The organism is Streptococcus mitis, assembly GCF_047464035.1.
GTDB lineage: Bacteria > Bacillota > Bacilli > Lactobacillales > Streptococcaceae > Streptococcus > Streptococcus mitis_DX.
Genome location: NZ_JASHCQ010000015.1, coordinates 13694 through 36493 on the forward strand (window position 1 = coordinate 13694; position 22800 = coordinate 36493).

19 protein-coding genes and 1 pseudogene are annotated in these 22800 nt (G+C 41.6%); 17 read left to right on the forward strand and 3 right to left on the reverse strand.

Translation table 11 applies throughout. The features are described 5' to 3' along the window. Nucleotides 1–22 precede the first annotated feature (22 nt). The 4 genes from QM818_RS05920 to QM818_RS05935 all read left to right on the forward strand — a co-directional run bounded on the left by QM818_RS05920 (nucleotide 23) and on the right by QM818_RS05935 (nucleotide 3792). On the forward strand, nucleotides 23–781 hold the full coding sequence (locus QM818_RS05920) for a threonine/serine exporter family protein (RefSeq protein WP_084925579.1): 759 nt from the start codon (nucleotides 23–25) through the stop codon (nucleotides 779–781). A gap of 1 nt (nucleotide 782) precedes the next feature. Beyond that, complete coding sequence (locus QM818_RS05925; RefSeq protein ID WP_049550918.1) at nucleotides 783–1232, forward strand: threonine/serine exporter family protein; 450 nt, start codon at nucleotides 783–785, stop codon at nucleotides 1230–1232. Nucleotides 1233–1345: 113 nt separating this feature from the next. After that, nucleotides 1346–2518, forward strand: a complete 1173-nt coding sequence (locus QM818_RS05930) for a hydroxymethylglutaryl-CoA synthase (protein ID WP_261081166.1) — start codon at nucleotides 1346–1348, stop codon at nucleotides 2516–2518. After that, the gene (locus QM818_RS05935) at nucleotides 2518–3792 is read left to right on the forward strand and encodes a hydroxymethylglutaryl-CoA reductase, degradative (protein ID WP_414300025.1); all 1275 of its coding nucleotides are present in this window, start codon (nucleotides 2518–2520) and stop codon (nucleotides 3790–3792) included. Before QM818_RS05930 ends, QM818_RS05935 begins: the two co-directional genes overlap by 1 nt. A 35-nt stretch (nucleotides 3793–3827) precedes the next feature. Here QM818_RS05935 and QM818_RS05940 read toward each other — a convergent pair whose 3' ends face one another. Beyond that, nucleotides 3828–4793, reverse strand: coding sequence for a LacI family DNA-binding transcriptional regulator (locus tag QM818_RS05940; RefSeq protein ID WP_261081160.1), 966 nt, complete (start codon nucleotides 4791–4793; stop codon nucleotides 3828–3830). Then, nucleotides 4774–6228 carry a glycoside hydrolase family 32 protein gene (locus tag QM818_RS05945; protein WP_261081161.1) on the reverse strand — a complete coding sequence of 485 codons (1455 nt, stop codon included), beginning with the start codon at nucleotides 6226–6228 and terminating at the stop codon, nucleotides 4774–4776. The genes QM818_RS05940 and QM818_RS05945 overlap by 20 nt, the downstream gene beginning before the upstream one ends. 379 nt (nucleotides 6229–6607) lie before the next feature. On the opposite strand from QM818_RS05945, the gene QM818_RS05950 reads away from it, so the two are divergent. Next, the gene (locus QM818_RS05950) at nucleotides 6608–8494 is read left to right on the forward strand and encodes a sucrose-specific PTS transporter subunit IIBC (protein ID WP_023948466.1); all 1887 of its coding nucleotides are present in this window, start codon (nucleotides 6608–6610) and stop codon (nucleotides 8492–8494) included. A gap of 148 nt (nucleotides 8495–8642) precedes the next feature. Next, complete coding sequence (gene scrK, locus QM818_RS05955; protein ID WP_000164310.1) at nucleotides 8643–9530, forward strand: fructokinase ScrK; 888 nt, start codon at nucleotides 8643–8645, stop codon at nucleotides 9528–9530. A gap of 42 nt (nucleotides 9531–9572) precedes the next feature. On the opposite strand, the gene QM818_RS05960 is transcribed toward scrK, so the two are convergent. Then, nucleotides 9573–10190 (reverse strand): TVP38/TMEM64 family protein, encoded by a 618-nt coding sequence (locus QM818_RS05960; protein ID WP_000076170.1) that lies wholly within the window; start codon nucleotides 10188–10190, stop codon nucleotides 9573–9575. Nucleotides 10191–10369: 179 nt separating this feature from the next. Between QM818_RS05960 and QM818_RS05965 the strand changes: the two genes are divergently transcribed. The 11 genes and pseudogenes from QM818_RS05965 (at nucleotide 10370) to QM818_RS06015 (ending at nucleotide 22797) form a co-directional block, all read left to right on the forward strand. Next, nucleotides 10370–10699 (forward strand): MazG-like family protein, encoded by a 330-nt coding sequence (locus QM818_RS05965; protein WP_049546989.1) that lies wholly within the window; start codon nucleotides 10370–10372, stop codon nucleotides 10697–10699. Nucleotides 10700–10714: 15 nt separating this feature from the next. After that, complete coding sequence (locus QM818_RS05970; protein WP_247947259.1) at nucleotides 10715–12487, forward strand: DNA/RNA helicase domain-containing protein; 1773 nt, start codon at nucleotides 10715–10717, stop codon at nucleotides 12485–12487. Between the two features lie 45 nt (nucleotides 12488–12532). Further along, complete coding sequence (locus tag QM818_RS05975) at nucleotides 12533–12943, forward strand: YbgA family protein (RefSeq protein ID WP_414300026.1); 411 nt, start codon at nucleotides 12533–12535, stop codon at nucleotides 12941–12943. Next, a pseudogene (locus tag QM818_RS05980) lies at nucleotides 12927–13289 on the forward strand (TIGR02328 family protein). The gene QM818_RS05975 and the pseudogene QM818_RS05980 overlap by 17 nt, the downstream one beginning before the upstream one ends. A 244-nt stretch (nucleotides 13290–13533) precedes the next feature. After that, nucleotides 13534–15783 carry a 5-methyltetrahydropteroyltriglutamate--homocysteine S-methyltransferase gene (gene metE, locus QM818_RS05985; protein WP_414300027.1) on the forward strand — a complete coding sequence of 750 codons (2250 nt, stop codon included), beginning with the start codon at nucleotides 13534–13536 and terminating at the stop codon, nucleotides 15781–15783. 102 nt (nucleotides 15784–15885) lie between these two features. Beyond that, on the forward strand, nucleotides 15886–16752 hold the full coding sequence (metF, locus tag QM818_RS05990; RefSeq protein ID WP_414300028.1) for a methylenetetrahydrofolate reductase [NAD(P)H]: 867 nt from the start codon (nucleotides 15886–15888) through the stop codon (nucleotides 16750–16752). A gap of 498 nt (nucleotides 16753–17250) precedes the next feature. After that, nucleotides 17251–19464, forward strand: a complete 2214-nt coding sequence (gene pnp, locus QM818_RS05995) for a polyribonucleotide nucleotidyltransferase (protein ID WP_414300029.1) — start codon at nucleotides 17251–17253, stop codon at nucleotides 19462–19464. Nucleotides 19465–19479: 15 nt separating this feature from the next. After that, on the forward strand, nucleotides 19480–20097 hold the full coding sequence (cysE, locus tag QM818_RS06000; RefSeq protein WP_414300030.1) for a serine O-acetyltransferase: 618 nt from the start codon (nucleotides 19480–19482) through the stop codon (nucleotides 20095–20097). 11 nt (nucleotides 20098–20108) lie between these two features. Continuing rightward, nucleotides 20109–20993, forward strand: a complete 885-nt coding sequence (locus tag QM818_RS06005) for a GNAT family N-acetyltransferase (protein ID WP_414300031.1) — start codon at nucleotides 20109–20111, stop codon at nucleotides 20991–20993. 81 nt (nucleotides 20994–21074) lie between these two features. Continuing rightward, the gene (cysS, locus tag QM818_RS06010; protein WP_414300032.1) at nucleotides 21075–22418 is read left to right on the forward strand and encodes a cysteine--tRNA ligase; all 1344 of its coding nucleotides are present in this window, start codon (nucleotides 21075–21077) and stop codon (nucleotides 22416–22418) included. Further along, on the forward strand, nucleotides 22411–22797 hold the full coding sequence (locus tag QM818_RS06015; protein ID WP_000567913.1) for a Mini-ribonuclease 3: 387 nt from the start codon (nucleotides 22411–22413) through the stop codon (nucleotides 22795–22797). The genes cysS and QM818_RS06015 overlap by 8 nt, the downstream gene beginning before the upstream one ends. Nucleotides 22798–22800 lie beyond the last annotated feature (3 nt).

Genomic DNA, 22800 nt, shown 5'->3' on the forward strand with positions numbered 1-22800 from the left:
GAGTTGATAAAAGGAGGAACGCATGGAAGAATCAAGAGAATTAAATGCCGTCATCGATGTGATTATGTTAGCTGGAACCATTCTTCTCAAAAGTGGCTCAGAGATTCATCGTGTAGAAGATACCATGATCCGTATTGCGCATTCGCAGGGGATTGTGGATTGCAATGTTCTTGCCATGCCTGCTGCTATCTTTTTCTCCATTGAAAATACCAATATTTCGCGCATGAAGCGCGTGACCTCATCTTCTTATAATATTGAAAAAGTCTGTGATGTGAACCAGATTTCTCGTCAGTTGGTAGGAGGAAAGCTTGATTTAGAGACGGCCTTCAAGCAATTGACGGCCTTGCAAGCTCAACCTCTTCCCTATACTAAGTTGCAGGTAACTCTGGCTGCAACCTTTAGTGCTCCTTTCTTTTCAATTATGTTTAGTGGAAATATCTACGACGCACTTGGGGCAGGAGTGGCTACCTTATTTGGTTTTGCCTTTTCCCTCTATGTGGAGAAGTTTATCCGAATTCCCTTTGTAACGGCCTTTGCTGGAGCCTTTGTCTTTGGGATGATTGCCCAGTTTTGGGCTCGCTACACAGGTTTTCCCTCAACAGCAGATTTGATTATAGCTGGTGCGGTCATGCCGTTTGTACCAGGGATTGCCTTGACCAATGCGGTTCGTGATATTATGACCAACCACATAAACTCTGGTATGAGTAAGATGTTTGAATCCCTGCTCATTACCCTTGCTTTAGGGGCGGGAACTTCTGTCGCCTTGGTATTGATGAACTAATATGACACTAACAACCTTTTTATTACAAGCAGTAGCAAGTCTTCTTGCTATTATTACCTTTTTAATTGTACTCAATGTGCAACGCTCTATGCTCTTACCCGGAGGGATTTTGGGCATGGCTGTCTGGCTAATCTATCTCTTGCTAAAGGAACCGACCAATGTTATTGTGGCTACTTTTATTGCAGCCATTATCGGTTCTTGTGTCAGCCAGATTTTGAGTATTCTTTATAAGACCCCTGCTGTGGTCTTTATCTTGGCCATCTTGGCACCTCTGGTTCCGGGTTATCTCTCCTATCGGACAACTGCCTTTTTTGTGACAGGAGATTATAGTCATGCTATTGCCAGTGCAACCTTAGTTGTTATGCTAGCTTTGGTGATTTCCATTGGAATGGCTAGTGGAACAGTAATTCTCAGACTCTATTCCTACTTAAGAAAACAGCATAATAGTTAGATTAATAAGGGACTTGATTTGGTGAATCAAGTCTTTTTTCTCTCTTTTACTGCCATTTGTGATAAAATAGTATAGAAAGATTTTTTACAATGAATGATAAAACAGAGGTAAATATGACAATCGGTATTGATAAGATTGGTTTTGCGACCAGTCAATATGTCTTGAAATTACAAGACTTAGCAGAAGCGAGGGGAATTGACCCTGAAAAATTAAGCAAAGGACTCTTGCTCAAGGAATTGAGTATTGCGCCCCTAACTGAGGATATCGTGACCTTGGCGGCCAGTGCAAGTGATTCTATTTTAACTGAGCAAGAAAGAGCAGAAATTGATATGGTCATTGTGGCTACTGAGTCAGGAATTGACCAAAGTAAAGCTGCGGCCGTCTTTGTGCATGGTTTGCTGGGCATCCAGCCCTTTGCTCGTAGTTTTGAGATTAAAGAAGCTTGCTATGGAGCGACAGCGGCCCTTCATTATGCAAAACTGCATGTGGAAAATTCTCCAGAGTCCAAGGTCTTGGTCATTGCCAGTGATATTGCCAAATATGGTATTGAAACTCCAGGAGAACCCACTCAGGGGGCTGGAAGTGTGGCCATGTTGATTACACAAAATCCGCGCATTATGGCCTTTAATAATGACAATGTAGCTCAAACCCGTGACATCATGGATTTCTGGCGTCCAAATTACTCGACAACTCCGTATGTAAATGGTGTTTATTCTACCCAACAATATTTGGATAGTTTGAAAACGACTTGGCTTGAATACCAAAAACGTTACCAGCTTACCTTAGATGATTTTGCGGCTGTATGTTTCCATTTGCCTTACCCTAAATTAGCATTAAAAGGCTTGAAAAAAATCATGGATAAGAGCCTGCCTCAAGAGAAAAAAGACCTCTTGCAAAAGCATTTTGACCAGTCTATTCTCTACAGTCAAAAGGTGGGGAATATCTATACAGGTTCCCTCTTCCTCGGACTCTTGTCTCTCTTGGAAAATACAGATAGCTTGAAGACTGGGGATAAAATCGCCCTTTATAGTTACGGAAGTGGTGCTGTGACGGAGTTCTTCAGTTGTGAATTGGTTGAAGGTTATGAAGCTTATCTGGATAAAGACCGCTTGAACAAGCTCGACCAACGAACTGCCTTATCTGTTTCAGACTATGAAAAAGTCTTCTTTGAGGAAGTGGACTTGGATGAATCTGGTTCAGCCAAGTTTGCTGGTTTTGAAAATCAAGACTATGCCTTGGTGGAGATTGTCGACCACCAACGTCGTTATAGCAAGGTTGAAAAATAATGAAGATAAGTTGGAATGGATTTTCTAAAAAAACATACCATGAGCGCCTTGAGTTGTTAAAAGCTCAGGCGCTCCTTAGCCCTCAAAAGCAAAGGAGTCTGGAGCAGGATGAACAAGTCAGCTTGGCTGTTGCAGACCAGCTGAGTGAGAATGTAGTGGGAACCTTTTCTCTGCCTTATTCGCTGCTTCCAGAGGTTCTTGTCAACGGTCAGGAATACACCGTTCCCTATGTGACAGAAGAACCCTCAGTGGTTGCGGCGGCCAGCTATGCAAGTAAAATCATTAAGCGAGCGGGCGGTTTTACTGCACAAGTCCATGAGCGCCAGATGATTGGACAGGTAGCTCTTTATCAAGTTGCTAATCCTGAACAAGCGCAAGAGAAGATTGCCAGCAAGAAGTCTGAGCTCTTGGAGCTTGCTAATCAAGCCTATCCTTCTATCGTTAAACGCGGGGGCGGGGCGCGTGATTTGCATGTCGAGCAGATTAAAGGTGAAACAGACTTTCTCGTTGTTTATCTCCATGTCGATACCCAGGAAGCCATGGGAGCCAATATGCTCAACACCATGCTGGAAGCTTTGAAACCTGTCTTAGAAGAACTCAGTCAGGGACAAAGTCTCATGGGAATCCTGTCTAATTACGCGACCGATTCTCTGGTGACGGCAAGCTGTCGCATCGCCTTTCGCTATTTGAGTCGCCAAAAGGATCAAGGACGAGAAATTGCGGAGAAGATAGCCCTGGCTAGCCAGTTTGCGCAGGCCGATCCTTATCGAGCAACTACCCACAATAAAGGGATTTTTAACGGCATTGATGCCATTTTGATTGCTACTGGTAATGACTGGCGTGCCATTGAAGCAGGGGCCCATGCTTTTGCCAGTCGAGACGGGCACTATCAAGGTCTCAGTCAATGGACGCTGGACATGGAAAGAGAAGAATTGGTTGGTGAGATGACTCTGCCCATGCCTGTGGCGACCAAGGGTGGCTCTATCGGTCTCAACCCTCGTGTAGCCTTCAGTCATGAATTACTGGGAAATCCTTCTGCTAAAGAATTAGCCCAGCTTATCGTGTCTATCGGACTTGCCCAAAACTTTGCGGCCCTCAAAGCCTTGGTGAGTACAGGAATCCAGCAAGGTCACATGAAATTGCAGGCTAAATCCTTAGCTCTCCTAGCAGGAGCCAGTGAATCCGAGGTAGTTCCCCTAGTCGAGCTCCTCATCGCAGATAAAACCTTTAATCTCGAGACAGCCCAGAGTTATTTAGAAAACTTAAGATCATAAAAAACTCAGACGAATTGGTCTGAGTTTTCTTGTGCTTAAATACTTTTTCCTGGTAATAGTGTAACTGGTAAAAAGTAACCAGTTGTCGCAACTTCCTTGCCTTCAATCTTTTGCAAGAGAAGATCAACAGTGAGGCAGGCAATTTCTTCCAGAGGTTGCTTGATAGTAGCCAATTGAGGATAGTAATTCTCGATAAAGTAGGTCCCATCATAGCCGATGACTTTAAGCTCTTCAGGGACAGAAATGCCCAGTTCTTGAGCGATTTTAATGACCAGAATAGCTGTCAAGTCATCCGAAGCAAAGATGGCATCTGGCTTTTGTCGGGTCAAGATACTCTTGATTTCCATTTCTTTTCTGACAGGAGAAAAGTCACTGGAAACATTGATAATAGGAGCTTTTGGGAGTACAGAAGCAAAACCAGCGTGGCGTAGCCCAGTTGGCGAATTGGAATTGTCATTCCCTGTAATCATGATGATAGACTGGGCGCCTGTCTTGACTAAGGTCTGGGCTGCGAGAACTCCACCAGCATAGTTGTCAGAGGAGACGACTGGAATGTCTGGTGACAGATTTCGGTCAAAGGAAATAATCGGAGCGGTCACACGATTGTAGTCTTCAATTCCCAAGTTGTGACTACCCGAAATGATGCCGTCCACCTGATTGGCTTCCAACATTTCGATGTATTCGCGTTCCTTCTCAGAATCGTGTTCGCTGTTGCAGATGATGGTCTTGTAACCATTTTTGAAGAGTTGGTGTTCCAGTTTATCAATTAATTCTGCATAGAAAACATTGGAAATATTTGGGAAAATCAAGCCGATTAACTTAGCTGATTTTCCTTGCAGACTACGAGCTAGGTTGTTGGGTTTATAGCCCAATTCCCGCATGGCTTCATTAACCTTTTGAATGGTTTTCTCTGATAAATAGCCTTTTTTATTGATAACCCGAGAAACAGTAGTAGGGCTGACGCCTGCAAGTTTGGCGACATCAGTTAGTTTTGCGACCATAATCTAATTCATAGTAAGTTCCAGTTGGGTTTCCAGATTTAATTAGGATACCATTTTGGTCCGCATGTGGGAAGACACGACCAGAAAATACTTTTTCTCCTTTATTGATGAAAATTTCAAAGACAGAGTTATCGATGAAGAGTGTAGCAGTAGTAGCCTGATTCTCGATAGGGCAAGAACGTGTAGTTCCAAATTCTTGGGCATACTGTTCACCAGCCTGGCTACGATCTACTGTCACTTGACCATTTACAAGGTCAAAGTTGATGGAAAGTCCCTTGCCTTCTTTATCAGCAAGTAAGACAATCTCGCTCTGACTATTAGCTTCCAAGTTGAGTTCGAGTTCGTAAGTGTTCTTGGTTTTGGAACGGTTTGAGAAGGCTTCTTCAGAGGCACGAAGATCCTTGATAGCTGCAACTGGGTATTGGTAGAGCTTGCCGTCTTTGATAGTGAGTTCCTTGACCAAAGAGAAGGTTCCTTGGTGGTCAAAACGGTCAGATGGATATGAAACATCAGGTAAACCAAGCCAGCTAACAGCTAGAGCGCGTCCATCAGGAGCGTTGAAGGCTTGAGTTGCATAGGCTTCGAAACCATAGTCCATGTTTTGAAGTTGAGACACATCTACCATTTTGGCATTTTCAGGATCAAAGGAAGCCCCAATCTTATACATATTTGGATAGATATTATCGTAATCTAGAACTTTCTTATCCAATCCTTGTGGGCAGTAAAGAAGGACAGGTTGCTCCCCTACAAAGATCAGATTTGGGCATTCCATCATATAGGCAGTGCGGTCGTTAGCAAAGTCAAGGTCGCCAACAGCTTGCCAGTTTGTGTAGTCGTTGTCAATAGCTTTGTAGAGACGAACGAAGCCTTTTTTCTCCAAATCTTGTCCACCGACGATGGCATAGTATTGACCTTTAAAATTAAAAATTTGCGGATCGCGGAAGTGGTCTGTAGAGTCTGCCGGCTGGTCAATTAAGATCTTGTCAATCTTCGTAATATTGCCTTCCTTATCCATCAAAGCCCCAATCTGGTATGGGTGACGGATCCAATTTTCATCGCGGACATTTCCTGTATAAAATAGGAATAAGTTATCGCCAAACTGCATGGCAGAACCAGAGTAGGCACCGTGGCTATCTAATGGAGTGTCAGGCAAAACTTTGACTCCAGTTTCTGTGAAATGAACCAAGTCCTCACTTTCCAATTGAACCCAAGATTTCAAACCATGGGCTGCACCAAAAGGAAAGTTCTGATAAAAAACAATCCACTTTCCATCAAAGTAAGAAAAGCCATTTGGGTCGTTTAGGAGTCCTGTTTTTGGCTCAACATGGTAATGAGTATGCCATGGAGATTGTGCCATATTTTCTTTTATATGTTGAATTTCTTCTTGCGTCCAATCTTGATAAAGTCTGTAACGACGCTCAGTTGTCCATTTCATTCATTCATTCCTCCAAAAATCTTATCACTTTTAATAGTAACCGTTTTCGGAAAAAAAAGCAAGCCTTTTATGTTAAAAAAAAGAAAAAACTGTCAAACGTTTGTCACAAAATAAATGCAGGAAATCAATCAACTTTTCAAGAAAATATGAAAGAGAATGAAACAAAACCCTTTTAAATAAGATTTCAAACTTATTTTTTCAAGGAATACCTGATAAAACAGTCAAAATCAATCAATCTAAAGCATGCTTACTAAGTGGATAGAATATTTTTTCTGCAAAACGCTTGACATATTTCTAAAACATGATAAAATAATAGTCGTAGGGCGGATAAAATCGCTTTCAAACAAGAACAAAATTTTATATAAGGAGATTTTTGCAAATGAACAATCAGGAAATTGCAAAAAAAGTCATCGATGCCTTGGGCGGACGTGAAAATGTCAACAGTGTTGCCCACTGTGCGACTCGTCTTCGTGTCATGGTCAAAGATGAAGGAAAAATCAATAAAGAAGTGATTGAGAACTTGGAAAAAGTTCAAGGTGCTTTCTTTAACTCAGGTCAATACCAAATCATCTTTGGTACAGGTACAGTTAACAAAATGTACGATGAAGTTGTTGCACTTGGTTTGCCAACATCATCTAAAGATGATATGAAAGCAGAAGCTGCCAAACAAGGGAACTGGTTCCAACGTGCTATCCGTACTTTCGGTGACGTTTTCGTTCCAATCATCCCAGTTATCGTAGCAACAGGTCTTTTCATGGGTGTACGTGGTCTATTGACTGCTCTTGGAATGACACTTCCAGCTGACGTGACAACTTACACGCAAATCTTGACAGATACAGCCTTTATCATCTTGCCAGGTTTGGTTGTGTGGTCAACCTTCCGTGTATTCGGTGGAAATCCAGCCGTTGGTATCGTTCTTGGTATGATGCTTGTTTCTGACTCGCTTCCAAACGCTTGGGCAGTCGCTTCAGGTGGTGAAGTAACAGCTATGAACTTCTTTGGTTTCATCCCTGTTGTTGGTTTGCAAGGTTCTGTTCTTCCAGCCTTCATCATCGGGGTTGTCGGAGCTAAATTTGAAAAAGCTGTCCGCAAGGTTGTTCCAGATGTCATTGACCTCTTGGTAACGCCATTTGTTACACTTTTGGTCATGTCTATCCTTGGACTCTTTGTCATTGGACCGGTCTTCCACGTCGTTGAAAACTACATCCTTATCGCTACAAAAGCGATCCTCAGCTTGCCATTTGGTCTTGGTGGTTTCTTGATCGGTGGGGTTCACCAATTGATTGTCGTGTCAGGTGTGCACCACATTTTCAACTTGCTTGAAGTTCAATTGCTTGCTGCTGACCATGCTAACCCATTCAACGCGATCATCACAGCTGCTATGACAGCTCAAGGTGCTGCGACTGTTGCGGTTGGTGTTAAAACTAAAAATCCAAAACTAAAAACACTTGCTTTCCCAGCTGCTCTTTCTGCCTTCCTAGGTATTACAGAGCCTGCTATTTTCGGGGTTAACTTGCGTTTCCGTAAACCATTCTTCCTTTCATTGATTGCTGGTGCAATCGGTGGTGGATTGGCTTCTATCCTTGGACTTGCAGGTACTGGTAATGGTATCACCGTCATCCCTGGTACAATGCTTTACATCGGTAACGGACAACTTGCACAATACCTTCTTATGGTAGCTGTATCATTCGTTCTTGGTTTCGCTCTTACTTATATGTTTGGTTATGAGGATGAAAAAGAAGTTGCTACTGAAGTAGAGACAGAACGTTTGGTCCAAGAAGAAACAACTGGTAACATTCCAGCAACTCTTCAAAATGAAACACTTGTAACTCCTATCGTTGGTGACGTTGTTGCTCTTGCTGATGTTAATGACCCAGTATTCTCAAGTGGAGCTATGGGACAAGGTATCGCTGTGAAACCTAGCCAAGGTGTGGTATATGCACCAGCTGATGCTGAAGTTTCAATTGCCTTTCCAACAGGACACGCTTTTGGTTTGAAAACAACTGATGGTGCTGAAGTTTTGATCCACGTTGGTATTGACACTGTATCTATGAATGGTGAAGGTTTTGAAGCAAAAGTTGCTCAAGGTGACAAGGTTAAAGCTGGCGATGTTCTTGGAACATTTGACTCAAACAAAATCGCTGCAGCTGGACTTGATGATACAACAATGGTTATCGTTACAAATACAGCTGACTACGCTTCAGTAGATTCAGTCGCAACTGGTTCAGTTGCGAAGGGGGATGCTGTGATCGAAGTGAAAGCTTAATCTTTCCTAGCTAAATGAAAACGAACAAATGACATGTTTGTTCGTTTTTGCTTGAATGGTAAGATTTACAGAGGAAAATCTAAAAAATTGAGAAACTTAGATTTTCGAAATATGCTATAATAAAGAAAATAAAAACAAGAGGTTTATCATGACAAAATTATATGGAAGCTTGGAAGCGGGCGGTACAAAATTTGTCTGTGCTGTCGGTGATGAAAACTTTAACGTTGTAGAAAAAACACAATTTCCAACAACAACTCCAATCGAAACAATCGATAAAACCATTGAGTTCTTCTCAAAATTCGATAACCTTGCTGGTCTTGCAGTTGGTTCATTTGGTCCGATTGATATTGATAAAAACTCAAAAACTTATGGCTTTATCACAACGACTCCAAAACCAAACTGGGCAAATGTGGACTTGCTTGGTGCCCTTCGTCGCGCCCTCAACGTGCCAATGTACTTCACTACAGACGTAAACAGCTCTGCTTATGGTGAAGTGGTTGCCCGTAATAATGCTGGTGGCCGTATCGAAAACTTGGTTTACTACACAATCGGTACAGGTATCGGTGCAGGTGTCATCCAACGTGGTGAGTTTATCGGTGGTGTGGGTCACCCTGAAATGGGTCATTACTATGTGGCTAGACACCCAATGGATATTGAAAAAGAGTTTAAGGGTGTTTGTCCTTTCCATAAGGGATGTCTGGAAGGCTATGCAGCTGGTCCAAGTTTGGAAGCTCGTACAGGTGTTCGTGGGGAAAATATTGAACTCAACAACCCTGTTTGGGATGTTCAAGCCTACTATATCGCTCAAGCTGCGGTTAATGCGACAGTGACTTTCCGCCCAGACGTGATTGTCTTTGGTGGAGGGGTCATGGCACAACAACACATGCTGGATCGTGTCCGTGAGAAATTTACATCTCTTCTCAACGGCTACCTACCAGTACCAGATGTGCGTGATTACATTGTAACGCCCGCAGTCGCAGGAAATGGTTCTGCCACACTTGGGAACTTTGTTCTTGCAAAAGAAGTTTCAAAATAAAGCACAAAATCCGCTTGGGAAACCAAACGGATTTTTTACATATCAAAGCATTTGCCAGAAAAAGTCGATAATATAGGTCAGACCGTAGGTGTAAACCACGAGGGTAAAGGGCTTGGTCAGAATGATGATAGTCATATAGCGCTTGAAGCTCATCTTGGTCAGGGCGGCCAGCATACAGAGAAAGTCAGCTGGACTAATGGGCCAAATCATCATAAAGATAAAGAAACGGTCAAAACGATTGCCCTTATCCAACCAACCAATATACTTGTCATAGGTGCGCTTGCTGACGACAGACTGAACAAAGGCAGCCCCATAGAGGCGCACTAGATAAAAGATAATGGCACAGCCGATCACGATGCCGATATAGTTGTAGATAGTCCCGATAATGTGGCCGTAAATAAAGACCCCTGCCACAGAGGTCAAGGCCCCAGGAATGATAGGGACGACCGTCTGTAAAATCTGTAAAAAGATAAAGAGAGGTGGCCCCCAGATACCTGCCTGCTGGATAAAGGCAGAGAGGGTTTCCTTAGACTGTAAAACCCCAGCCTGATAAGCCCAAATACAGAAAATCAAACTCCCAACCCCACCGACAATCGATGAGATGTTGATAACTTGCTGTAAAAGGGGAGAAACAGCTTTCATTTGTTTATCCTGTGACATGTAAACTCCTCATAGATAGTATAGTTCTACTATACCATATTTTGGAGGAGAAAGGGGGAATGAGTGTTTTTGTGAGAGTGAAGCTCAAGAATTCAAACCTAATTTTATGCCTTTTATAAAATTTAAGAATAGGTTTCATGATATAATGTGTATAAGTAAATTCATATTGGAGAATTGAAATGAAATCAACAATAGAGAAAATTAATAAATTTCGGGATGATCGGGATTGGAGAAAATTTCACAATGAAAAAGATTTAGCTATATCTATCTTGCTGGAATCTAGTGAACTTCTAGAATTGTTCCAATGGAAGCAATCTGAAGAAGTTACAACAAAGTCTCTTGAAAGAATTAAAGAAGAACTAGCGGATGTGCTAATATATTCAATAATGTTAGCTGATAATTTACAACTGGATATAGAACAGATTATTGAAGAAAAATTAGAAAAAAATAAAGCGAAATATCCTGTTAAATTAAGTAAAGGAAATAATAAAAAATATACTGAATTATAGTGTTGAGTAACTGATATGAGTAAAATATTGAAACCAGTAATTGAAGAAGTAGAATATGAAAGTGGTTCATTAGACACTTTACAGGAAACTTTAAAAATCAGTTTTCGTGATGAAAACAAGATGCTATTGTTTGAATATCCGACTATATATATTGTAAATGATAAAAATTCTGATGGTTATAGTGTTTATGTAGGTGAAACAACAGATATTGTACGTCGTACAAATCAACATTTAGGTGAAATTAGAGAAGATTGGGCTAAATTTTCAAAATCAAATACTACTAAAATGTTTGTTATAGGTCATCATCACTTTAATAAGTCTTTGACACTAGATATTGAGAATAGACTAATGTTGTATTTATTAAGCGTTGATAATGTTTCAAATGTTCAAAATAGGCGAGGGAATCCTCAAAATAAATATTATACTTCTGATGAGCTTGATGAGATTTTTACCAAAATTTGGAGTTCGTTAAATAAGAAAAATAAGTATTTATTTCCAGCAGAAAGTATTGTTAGAAATTCTGCAATTTTTAAATCTTCTCCATTTCATAAATTAACCAATGAGCAATTAAAAGCGAAAAATGAAATCATTTTTAAAATTACATCAGCACTTAGTAAGAACGAGTTTGGAACTTTAATCTTGGTTAAAGGAGAAGCTGGTGCTGGTAAAACTGTTTTGATGAGTTCTTTAATCGATGATCTATTAAATTCTGATGACACGGATTTCCTAAGAGAAAATAATGCAATTAATTTGGTTGTTAATCATGATGATCAATTGAGTGTCTATAAAGAAATAGAGAAAAAGCTTGAATGGAAGAGTGGTTCAACTCTTGATGTTGCTATGAAACCAACTCAGTTTTTAAACGCACTAAAAAAGCAAGATGCTAATGCTGGTATAGTTGTTATTGACGAAGGACATTTACTTTTGACTGCAAAAAATCAAGCTTATCAGGGTGGTAATCATTTAAAAGATATACTATCAAAATCGAAAGTAGTAGTTTTAGTGTACGATGATAATCAAATAATGAATAAATCTCAAATATGGGTAGATGATTCATTTTTGACTTTACAGCATCAAGCGAGGTTGTCTGGCAATTTAATTGAATTAAATAATCAAATGCGTATAAAAGCTAGTGAATCTACAATTAGTTGGATTAGAAATATTATTGATAAGAGAGAAATTACCAAATTAAAAGAAGACAATAACTATGACATCCAGATATTTAATTCTCCCAAGGAATTACAGGATGCTATTAAATTAAAAGATGAGAATCGGCATTTAGGGATTTCTAGGTTAATAGCAACTTATGACTGGGAATATAGTAGTCAATCTAAACCTGTAGAAAAATATAAAGATAGTTATAAATATAGATATAAAGATGAATATAAAAATTATTGGTGTGTGGAAATAGATGGCTGGTTATGTCCTTGGAATAGAGAATTGAGTAGGGATAGGAAAAACTCTAAACTTTCTTGGATTGAACAACCACAAACTATTGATGAAGTAGGATCCACTTTTACTGTACAAGGTTTTGATTTGAATTATGCTGGAGTGATTATTGGTCCATCGGTTAAATATAGAGATGGTGAAATTAAGTTTGATATCTCTGCTAGTAAAAATAAAGGGGCAGTTCAAAATAGGAAACTCGAAAATGGTGAAATGAAAAATTTTGGTGAAGATCTTTTAAAAAATGAATTAAATGTTTTACTTACAAGAGGAGTAAATGGACTCTATATCTATGCAGTAGATGAAGAACTTCAAGCGGCTTTAAAAAAGGCAATTTTATAAGATTATAAGATAGGAATAGATATTTATAAATCCAAATATGGTATAATGTCAATTATGAATAACAATCAACGTGCCCTTTGCCAGCAACTCTGGGCTAGAAATAAATACCTCGTTTTGAGCTATTCCAGTAACATATATAATGAGATTCGTCAGTATCTCAAGCAAGAAGTGGTGGAAGTGAGTCAGGTTCAGGAGATGATTGACCGTGCCTGCCAAATCCCAGAACACAGGGGTCAGGTTTGCAATGCCTTTCAGCATATTTGGGGTTATTTCAAAAAGAAAGCGACAGATGCTGAGCGCAAGGACTACATGCTCTTGCTTGATCGCTACCGCTTTGGTCAGGCTTCTAAGGAAGACTTGATCACTAAGACTCGAGACTTACTTGATCGCTATCCAAATACCTACTTGCAACATTCGACTTTACTGAAAGGAGATTGTCATGAGACTTTGGCATGAGGCTTTGATTTCATAACTTCCGCGTCCTCAACTTTTGGGACAACATAGAGAGTGCTGCGCCCTGCGTGGCAATGGCTGGGGCAGAAAGCATGCAACGGTGGACTATGTCTTTACCCACTCGCCCTATCGTCTCTATGCCTATCATGACTTGATCATGGAGGAGATGGCTAATCGAGGCTACAATGTCAGTCCAGAGTCGCTGGATAAAAACTATCGTGGTAAGATTTGTCCTTCTTATGAGGATTTACCTGAGGAGACTTTGACGAGCCCTATTTACAAGGAGCACGATGCTACCTACTATGAGGAGTGTCTGGCAAATCTCCGAGAGAAGGGGATTGACTTATAGTCTTTTCTAATAACAAGTCATAGTCACTTATAAGAATTACTAATAACGCGTTTGAACAGCCTAACTGAAATATAGTTAAAAAACAAGCTACACAAAGGATTTGAGGCATTTGTTTCAAGTCTTTTTCTTTTGTCTAAAACAGAGATATAGTTTCAAACTATATCAAAGCCTAATTTTTTACAATTATACAGACGCTTTCTTTTCTGTTAAGATAGTTTCAACAACAAATTTTGGAGGACACATCATGTCAACTACAATCATCGGTTTCCCTCGTTTGGGCGAATTCCGCGAATTAAAATTTACAACTGAAAAATACTTTAGAAAAGAAATCTCAGAAGAAGAACTCTTGGCAGCCGCAAAAGACTTGCGTGCTAAACACTGGAACATTGTCAAAGAAAAAGGCATCACTGAAATCCCATCAAATGACTTTTCTCACTATGACAACTTCCTAGATGCAGCTTTCCTTTTCAATGTGGTACCTGCATCCGTTCAAAACTTGGACTTGTCTGACCTTGAGCGCTACTTCGCTTTGGGTCGTGGTTACCAAGGAGAAAAAGGGGACGTTCGCGCCCTTCCAATGAAGAAATGGTTCAACACCAACTACCACTACATCGTTCCTAAGTTTGAAAAAGACACTCAAGTCAAACTTGCAGGTCACAAAATCTTTGATGAGTTCCAAGAAGCAAAAGAACTTGGATTGAACACTCGTCCAGTTCTTGTAGGTCCATTCACTTTCCTTCAATTATCAGACTTTGAAGAAGGTGTGAAAGCAGAAGACTTCGTAGATAGCTTAGTGGCTGCTTACCAAGAAGTTTTTGCTAAATTGGCAGAACTTGGTGCGACTCGTATCCAACTCGACGAAGCGGCTCTTGTAAAAGATTTGACAGCTGAAGAAAAAGCTCTCTTCTTGAACCTCTACAACAAACTTTTGGCTGACAAAAAAGGTCTCGAAGTCTTACTTCAAACTTACTTTGGTGATGTTCGTGACGTCTACGCTGACCTTGTGAAATTGCCAGTAGATGCTATCGGTCTTGATTTCGTTGAAGGTAAGAAAACTCTTGAATTGGTTAAAGGTGGTTTCCCAGCTGATAAGACTCTTTATGCAGGTATTGTCAATGGTAAAAACATCTGGCGCAACAACTACGAAAAGAGCTTGGCTGTTCTTGAACAAATCCCAGCTGAAAACATTGTCTTGACAAGCTCATGCTCACTTCTTCATGTGCCATTTACAACAGCTAATGAAGAATTTGAACCAGCAATCTTGAACCACTTTGCCTTTGCAGTTGAAAAATTGGATGAGATTCGTGATTTGGATGCTATCCGCAATGGTCAAGGTGAAGAAGCACTTGCAGCCAACAAAGAACTCTTTGCGACTGAGCGTGTTGGTGTTAATGCGGAACTTCGTGCGCGTATCGCTGGTTTGACTGATGCAGACTACACTCGTTTGCCAGCCTTTGCAGAACGTGAAGCTATCCAAGAAGAAGCATTCAAACTTCCAGCTCTTCCAACAACAACTATCGGTTCATTCCCTCAAACTAAAGAAGTTCGTGCTAAACGTTTGGCTTACCGTAAAGGTGAATTGTCTCAAGAAGAGTACGACGCTTTCCTTGCTGAAACGATCGATGAATGGATCAAATGGCAAGAAGATATCGACTTTGATGTCCTTGTTCACGGTGAATTTGAGCGTAACGACATGGTTGAGTACTTCGGTCAAAACTTGTCAGGTTACCTCTTCTCTAAAAATGGTTGGGTACAATCATACGGTATGCGTGGGGTGAAACCACCAATCATCTGGGGTGATGTAACTCGTCTTAACCCTATCACTGTTAAATGGTCTAGCTATGCACAAAGCCGTACAAACAAACCTGTTAAAGGTATGTTGACTGGACCTGTTACCATCCTCAACTGGTCATTCCCACGTGAAGACATCTCTATCAAGGATTCTACTCTTCAAATCGCCCTTGCTATCAAGGATGAAGTACTTGACCTTGAAGCTGCTGGTGTGAAAATCATCCAAATCGACGAGGCTGCTCTTCGTGAGAAATTGCCACTCCGTCGTAGCGACTGGTACGAAGACTACCTTGACTGGGCAATTCCTGCCTTCCGCTTGGTACACTCAACAGTAGCGCCAGATACTCAAATCCACACCCACATGTGTTACTCAGAATTTACAGATATCATCCCAGCTATCGACAACATGGATGCAGACGTTATCTCATTTGAGGCTAGCCGTTCAAACCTTGAAATCTTGGACGAACTCAAAGCGAAAAACTTCCAAACAGAAGTGGGACCTGGGGTTTACGATATCCACTCACCTCGTGTGCCGAACGAAGGCGAAATCGATAATACTATCGAAGCTATCCTTGCTAAAGTGCCAAGCAAGAAAGTTTGGATCAACCCTGACTGTGGTTTGAAAACACGTGGTATTCCAGAAACAAAAGAAAGCTTGATCCGCCTTGTTGAAGCAGCGAAAGCTGCGCGTGAGAAATTGTAAGATAAGGATTTCTCTAGAAGCACTGTTTGGTCAATCTGCCTGTTTCATTTGGATTCTAAGAGTCAAGCTAACAAAAAAATCAACTAGAAAAGGATAATGACTATGTCACGCCAAACACCGTCACTCTCATTTGAAGTGTTCCCTCCCAACCCAGCCGTGGGTAATGATAACATTATTTCTGCTCTTCAAAATATGCAGGAGTTGGCCCCCCACTTTATCAGTGTGACTGCCAGCAATAATAAATTTAATATCAAGGAAACGACGGTCCGTTTGGCTGATTTTATCCAAAATGACTTGGCGATTCCGACTATTGCTCACTTGCCAGCTATCTATTTGACTAAGGACAAGGTGGCTGAAACCATTGCTGACTTGGACAAGGTTGGAGTGCAGAAAATCTTGGCTCTTCGTGGGGATATTATCCCTGATGTGGAACCACAAAAGGATTTCCGCTATGCAACCGACTTGATTGAGTTCATCAAGGAACAAGCCCCTCACTTTGATATTATTGGAGCTTGCTATCCAGAAGGGCATCCAGATTCGCCAAATCAGATTTCAGATATTCAAAATCTTAAGAAGAAAGTGGATGCAGGTTGTTCGAGCCTCGTAACTCAGCTTTTCTTTGACAATGAGCGCTTCTATGATTTCCAAGACAAGTGCATCTTGGCTGGGATTGATGTTCACATTCATGCAGGGATTATGCCAATTCTGAATCGAAATCAGGCTCTCCGTCTCTTGAAGACTTGTGAGAATATCCATCTTCCACGCAAATTTAAAGCCATCTTAGACAAGTATGAGCATGACCCTGAGTCGCTCAGAGCAGCAGGACTTGCCTATGCGGTGGACCAAATCGTGGACTTGGTAACTCAGGATGTGGCCGGTGTGCATCTCTACACTATGAACAATGCGGATACAGCAAAATACATCCACCAAGCAACCCATGCCTTGTTTAATCATCAGTCCTTAGGATAATAAAAAGCAAACCATTCTTCTCAGGTGAGGGGAATGGTTCCTTTTTAATGGTAAAGACCGCACTTTTTAAGAAAAATATGATAAAATAGACTCTGTACGTACTTGATACAAAGATGAGGGTATTTAGGTTTCAAAGGCTTTGTCAATTCTCAATTTTATGACAGAAATTTTTTCATAATTTGTTCTTTTCAGTATTTAGTTTGAGCGACACGAACGAGTCAAATCGATATTATTTAACGAGAGAGTTAGTAAAGCATTTAGCTAATCGCCCGATAGCGATTAGCGTGAAAGGTTTAGATACTTTAGTATCAAACCTTTCTAATGATTTGTATCTTGAGTAGTTGAACACGGGCTAAATCCCTAGTGAAAAAGATAGATTTCCTGGTGTACATGGTACACTGCGTCAATCTCCTATTTTCATACGGGATTCTTCACGCCCTTGGTATCTTGATCTTTGTAGGCAAGGCGTATAATTTCATCAATCCAAAGGGGATTAAAATGACAAAACAAGTGTTTCAAATGACTTTTGCGGGTCGTGAGTTAATTGTAGAGACTGGTCAGGTTGCTAAGCAGGCAAATGGCTCTGTTGTTGTACGTTACGGTGAGTCAACTGTCTTGACTGCTGCCGTTATGTCTAAGAAAATGGCAACTGGGGATTTCTTCCCTCTCCAAGTCAACTACGAAGAAAAAATGTATGCAGCTGGGAAGTTTCCTGGTGGCTTTATGAAACGTGAAGGACGTCCTTCAACAGATGCGACTTTGACAGCGCGTTTGATTGACCGTCCAATCCGTCCTATGTTTGCGGAAGGTTTCCGTAATGAAGTGCAGGTCATCAACACCGTGCTTTCTTATGATGAAAATGCTTCTGCACCGATGGCAGCTATGTTTGGTTCATCCTTGGCGCTTTCTATTTCAGATATTCCATTTGACGGACCAATTGCTGGGGTACAAGTGGGCTATGTAGATGGTCAAATCATCATCAACCCTACGCAAGAACAAGCAGAGCAATCTCTCCTTGAATTGACAGTAGCTGGTACCAAACACGCCATCAACATGGTAGAGTCTGGTGCTAAAGAATTGTCAGAAGAAATCATGTTGGAAGCGCTTCTTAAAGGGCACGAAGCAGTCAAAGAATTGATTGCCTTCCAAGAAGAAATCGTTGCAGCAGTTGGTAAAGAAAAAGCAGAAGTGGAATTGCTTCATGTGGACGCTGACTTGCAAGCTGAAATCATCGTAGCCTACAACAGCGACCTCCAAAAGGCAGTCCAAGTAGAAGAAAAATTGGCTCGTGAAGCTGCGACTCAAGCAGTGAAAGACCAAGTGACTGCTGTTTACGAAGAAAAATATGCAGACCACGAAGAATTTGACCGCATCATGCGTGATGTGGCTGAAATCTTGGAACAAATGGAACATGCTGAAGTGCGCCGTTTGATTACAGAAGACAAGGTACGTCCTGACGGTCGTAAGGTCGATGAAATCCGTCCTTTGGATGCGGTTGTTGACTTCCTTCCTCGTGTACATGGTTCAGGTCTCTTTACTCGTGGGCAAACTCAAGCTCTTTCAGTCTTGACCTTGGCTCCGATGGGAGAAACTCAAATCATTGATGGTTTGGATCCAGAGTATAAGAAACGCTTTATGCACCACTATAACTTCCCTCAATATTCTGTAGGGGAAACAGGTCGTTACGGTGCGCCAGGTCGTCGTGAAATCGGTCACGGTGCCCTTGGTGAGCGTGCTCTTGCTCAAGTCTTGCCAAGCTTGGAAGAATTCCCATACGCTATCCGTCTAGTAGCAGAAGTTTTAGAATCAAATGGTTCTTCATCTCAGGCTTCTATCTGTGCAGGAACTCTTGCCCTTATGGCTGGTGGTGTGCCAATCAAGGCGCCAGTAGCTGGTATTGCTATGGGACTTATCTCAGATGGAAACAACTATACAGTTTTGACAGATATCCAAGGTTTGGAAGACCACTTTGGAGATATGGACTTCAAGGTTGCAGGAACTCGTGACGGGATTACAGCCCTACAAATGGATATCAAAATTCAAGGGATTACTGCAGAAATCTTGACTGAGGCTCTTGCCCAAGCCAAGAAAGCGCGTTTTGAAATCCTTGATGTGATTGAAGCAACCATTCCAGAAGTTCGTCCAGAATTGGCTCCAACTGCTCCGAAAATTGATACCATCAAGATTGATGTGGACAAGATTAAGATTGTCATCGGTAAGGGTGGAGAAACCATCGACAAGATTATCGCTGAAACAGGCGTTAAGATTGATATCGACGAAGAAGGAAATGTGTCTATCTACTCTAGCGACCAAGATGCTATTAACCGTGCTAAAGAAATTATTGCTGGTTTGGTCCGTGAAGCTAAGGTGGACGAAGTTTACCGTGCTAAAGTCGTTCGTATCGAGAAATTTGGTGCCTTTGTTAACCTCTTTGATAAAACAGATGCACTTGTTCATATCTCGGAGATGGCTTGGACGCGTACCAATAATGTCGAAGACTTGGTAGCAATCGGGGATGAAGTTGATGTTAAGGTTATCAAGATTGATGAAAAAGGACGTGTGGATGCTTCTATGAAAGCTCTTCTTCCTCGTCCTCCAAAACCTGAACGTGATGAAAAAGGCGAAAAGTCTGAGAGACCTCACCGCCCACGTCATCACAAGGATCACAAACCTAAGAAAGAATTTACAGAAACACCAAAAGATTCAGAATAAGAAAAGGAGAAATGTATGGGATGGTGGCGCGAAACCATTGATATCGTAAAAGAAAATGATCCAGCGGCCCGCACCACTTTGGAGGTTTTGCTGACTTATCCAGGTGTCAAGGCCTTGGCGGCCCACCGTCTCTCGCATTTTCTCTGGAAGCATGGCTTTAAGCTCTTAGCTCGTATGCATAGTCAGTTTTGGCGCTTTTGGACTCAGATTGAGATTCATCCAGGAGCTCAGATTGATTCAGGTGTCTTTATCGACCATGGTTCTGGTCTGGTGATTGGAGAGACAGCGATTGTTGAAAAAGGTGTTATGCTTTACCACGGAGTAACTCTTGGTGGGACAGGAAAAGACTGTGGCAAACGCCATCCGACCGTTCGTCAAGGTACCCTTATATCAGCACATGCCCAAGTTATCGGACCAGTGGAAATCGGTGAAAATGCCAAGGTCGGTGCTGCAGCAGTTGTCGTAGCAGATGTACCTAGTGATGTGACGGTTGTCGGTATTCCGGCCAAGATTGTCCGTCTTCATGGTAAGAAAGATGAGCCTGTTATTCACGAAGTCGAAGAAAAACGAGAGTATTATGTCAATAAACTCGAGCAGGCTAAAGAAGCCAGTCACAGATCGTCTGGATTGTAGAGGATAGCTATATGATTCAAGCAAGAAACAAGTTAAGCCAAGAGGAGCAATCTGAGGCGAAAAAACTAATTAACTGTTGCCAAAACTATGACGGTACCTATCGTGATCCCTATCTCTCTAACATACTTAATTTTGACCCAAACATGCCCGCCTTTTTCCTTTATTATGAAAAAGGCGAACTTGTTGGTTTATTAACTGTCTATGCAGATGATCAAGATGTAGAGGTGACGATACTGGTTCATCCAGATCGTCGCCGTCAGGGAATTGCGCGTGCATTGTTTACTAGTTTTGAGAGAGAAACAGCTCCTTTCTCTATTTGTTCAGTTACTTTTCAGACAGAGCGTGTTTTTCTAGACCGCCATCCTGATTTTGTCAGCAACTGGGGATTGGTCGAGGACGAGGATACAGAAACTTGGTTAGGTAAGGATAGAAGACCTTATCCGTTAGCAAAGCTTTCCAATCTTGAAGTTTTGTTAGCAGATAGTTCGTATCAGGATCAAATTAGCCAGTTAAAATTTCAGGCATTCTTAGAGGAACATGAGTCTAGAGAGATTGTGGATAGATATGTCGCTGAAGCTCTGAAGGATCCAGAAAGTCGCTTATATGTTTTATTAAAAGACGGTCAGGTTGTTGGGACTTGCACGGTAGATTTATCGACTAATACGAATTACTTCTACGGTTTAGCAATATCAGAACCTGAACGTGGCAAAGGCTATGGGAGCTACTTAGCAAAATCCCTTATCAACCAACTAATTGAGCAAAATGATAAGGAATTTCAGATTGCAGTAGAGGACAGCAATGTAGGTGCCAAACGTTTGTATGAAAAGATTGGCTTTGTCAAACAGACCCAGGTGGTTTATCTGAATGAGAAAGGAGCAAGGGATTCCGAAGTGTAGAGATATTCGGACTGAAATTCAATTGAATTCTTAGTGATGAAACTAACAGTTCTTGGATTTTAGCTTTCCTGACTATGATTTATGATTAAAATCTATGACACTATGTATCGTGATTTGCGAGAATTTGTCCCGATTGAGGACGGTAAGGTCAAGATGTATGTTTGTGGGCCAACCGTGTACAACTATATCCACGTGGGGAATGCTCGTTCGACGGTAGCTTTTGATACCATTCGACGTTACTTTGAGTACCGTGGTTATGAGGTTGCCTATATTTCCAACTTTACGGATGTGGATGATAAGATTATCAACCGTGCCAAGGAAGAGGGCATCACGCCTCAGGAGGTTGCGGACAAGTACATCGCTGCCTTTCGTGAGGATGTGACAGCCTTGGGCGTCAAACCTGCGACTCGCCATCCGCGTGTGGTGGAGTTTATGGCTGACATCATCCGTTTTGTGGAAGACTTGATTGAAAAAGAATTTGCCTATGAGAGTCAAGGGGATGTTTACTTCCGTGTGGAAAAATCCCACAACTATGCCAAATTGGCTAATAAAACCTTGGAAGATTTGGAGCTGGGTGCTTCAGGTCGTACCGATGAAGAAACAGCTCGCAAGGAAAATCCTGTGGACTTTGCCCTCTGGAAATCTGCCAAATCAGGCGAGATTTCTTGGGATAGTCCTTGGGGACCTGGTCGTCCGGGCTGGCATATCGAGTGTTCGGTCATGTCAACAGAGATTTTGGGCGATACTATTGATATCCACGGTGGTGGAGCTGACCTAGAGTTTCCTCATCATACCAATGAAATTGCCCAGTCAGAAGCCAAAACAGGTAAGACCTTTGCTAACTACTGGATGCATAATGGCTTTGTCAACATCGATAATGTCAAGATGTCCAAGTCCTTGGGTAACTTTATCACAGTGCACGATGCCCTTAAAACTCTTGATGGACAAGTGCTTCGTTTCTTCTTTGCGACACAACATTACCGTAAGCCTATCAACTTTACGGAAAAGGCAGTGCGTGATGCAGAGACAAATCTCAAGTATCTAAAGAACACTTATGAGCAACCATTTACAGGAAAAGTGGATGTCAAAGAGTTACAAACCTTTAAAGATAAGTTTGTAGCAGCTATGGATGAAGATTTTAACGCTGCCAACGGTATCACAGTTGTTTTTGAAATGGCCAAATGGATTAACTCTGGCAACTATGATGAAAGTGTTAAGGAAGCTCTTGCGGCTATGTTGGAAGTCTTTGGGATTGTCTTTGTTGAGGAAGTTTTGGATGCAGAGATTGAAGTCTTGATTCAAAAACGTCAAGAAGCGCGTGCCAATCGTGACTTTGCGACAGCAGACCAGATCCGTGACCAATTGGCTGCTCAAGGGATTAAGCTCCTTGACACCAAAGATGGAGTGAGGTGGACACGTGATTGATGTCAATCTCATTAACGGGATTGCGCTAGCTTTTGAAGGAGATGCGGTGTATTCTATGTATATTCGCCGTCACCTCATCCTCAAAGGTATGACCAAGCCCAATAAACTCCATCAAGAAGCGACCAAGTATGTTTCAGCTAAGGCTCAAGCACGCCTGATTGCTCTCATGTTGGAGGAGCAGGTCCTAACGGAAAAAGAAGAAGAAATCTACAAACGTGGTCGCAATACCAATAGTCACACCAAGGCTAAAAATGCTGATGTAGTGACTTACCGTATGTCCACAGGTTTTGAAGCAGTGATGGGCTATCTCCATATGACTGAAAATCTGGAACGTCTTGAGAGCTTGATTTCGTGGTGCATCCAAAAAGTGGAGGGATAGGAC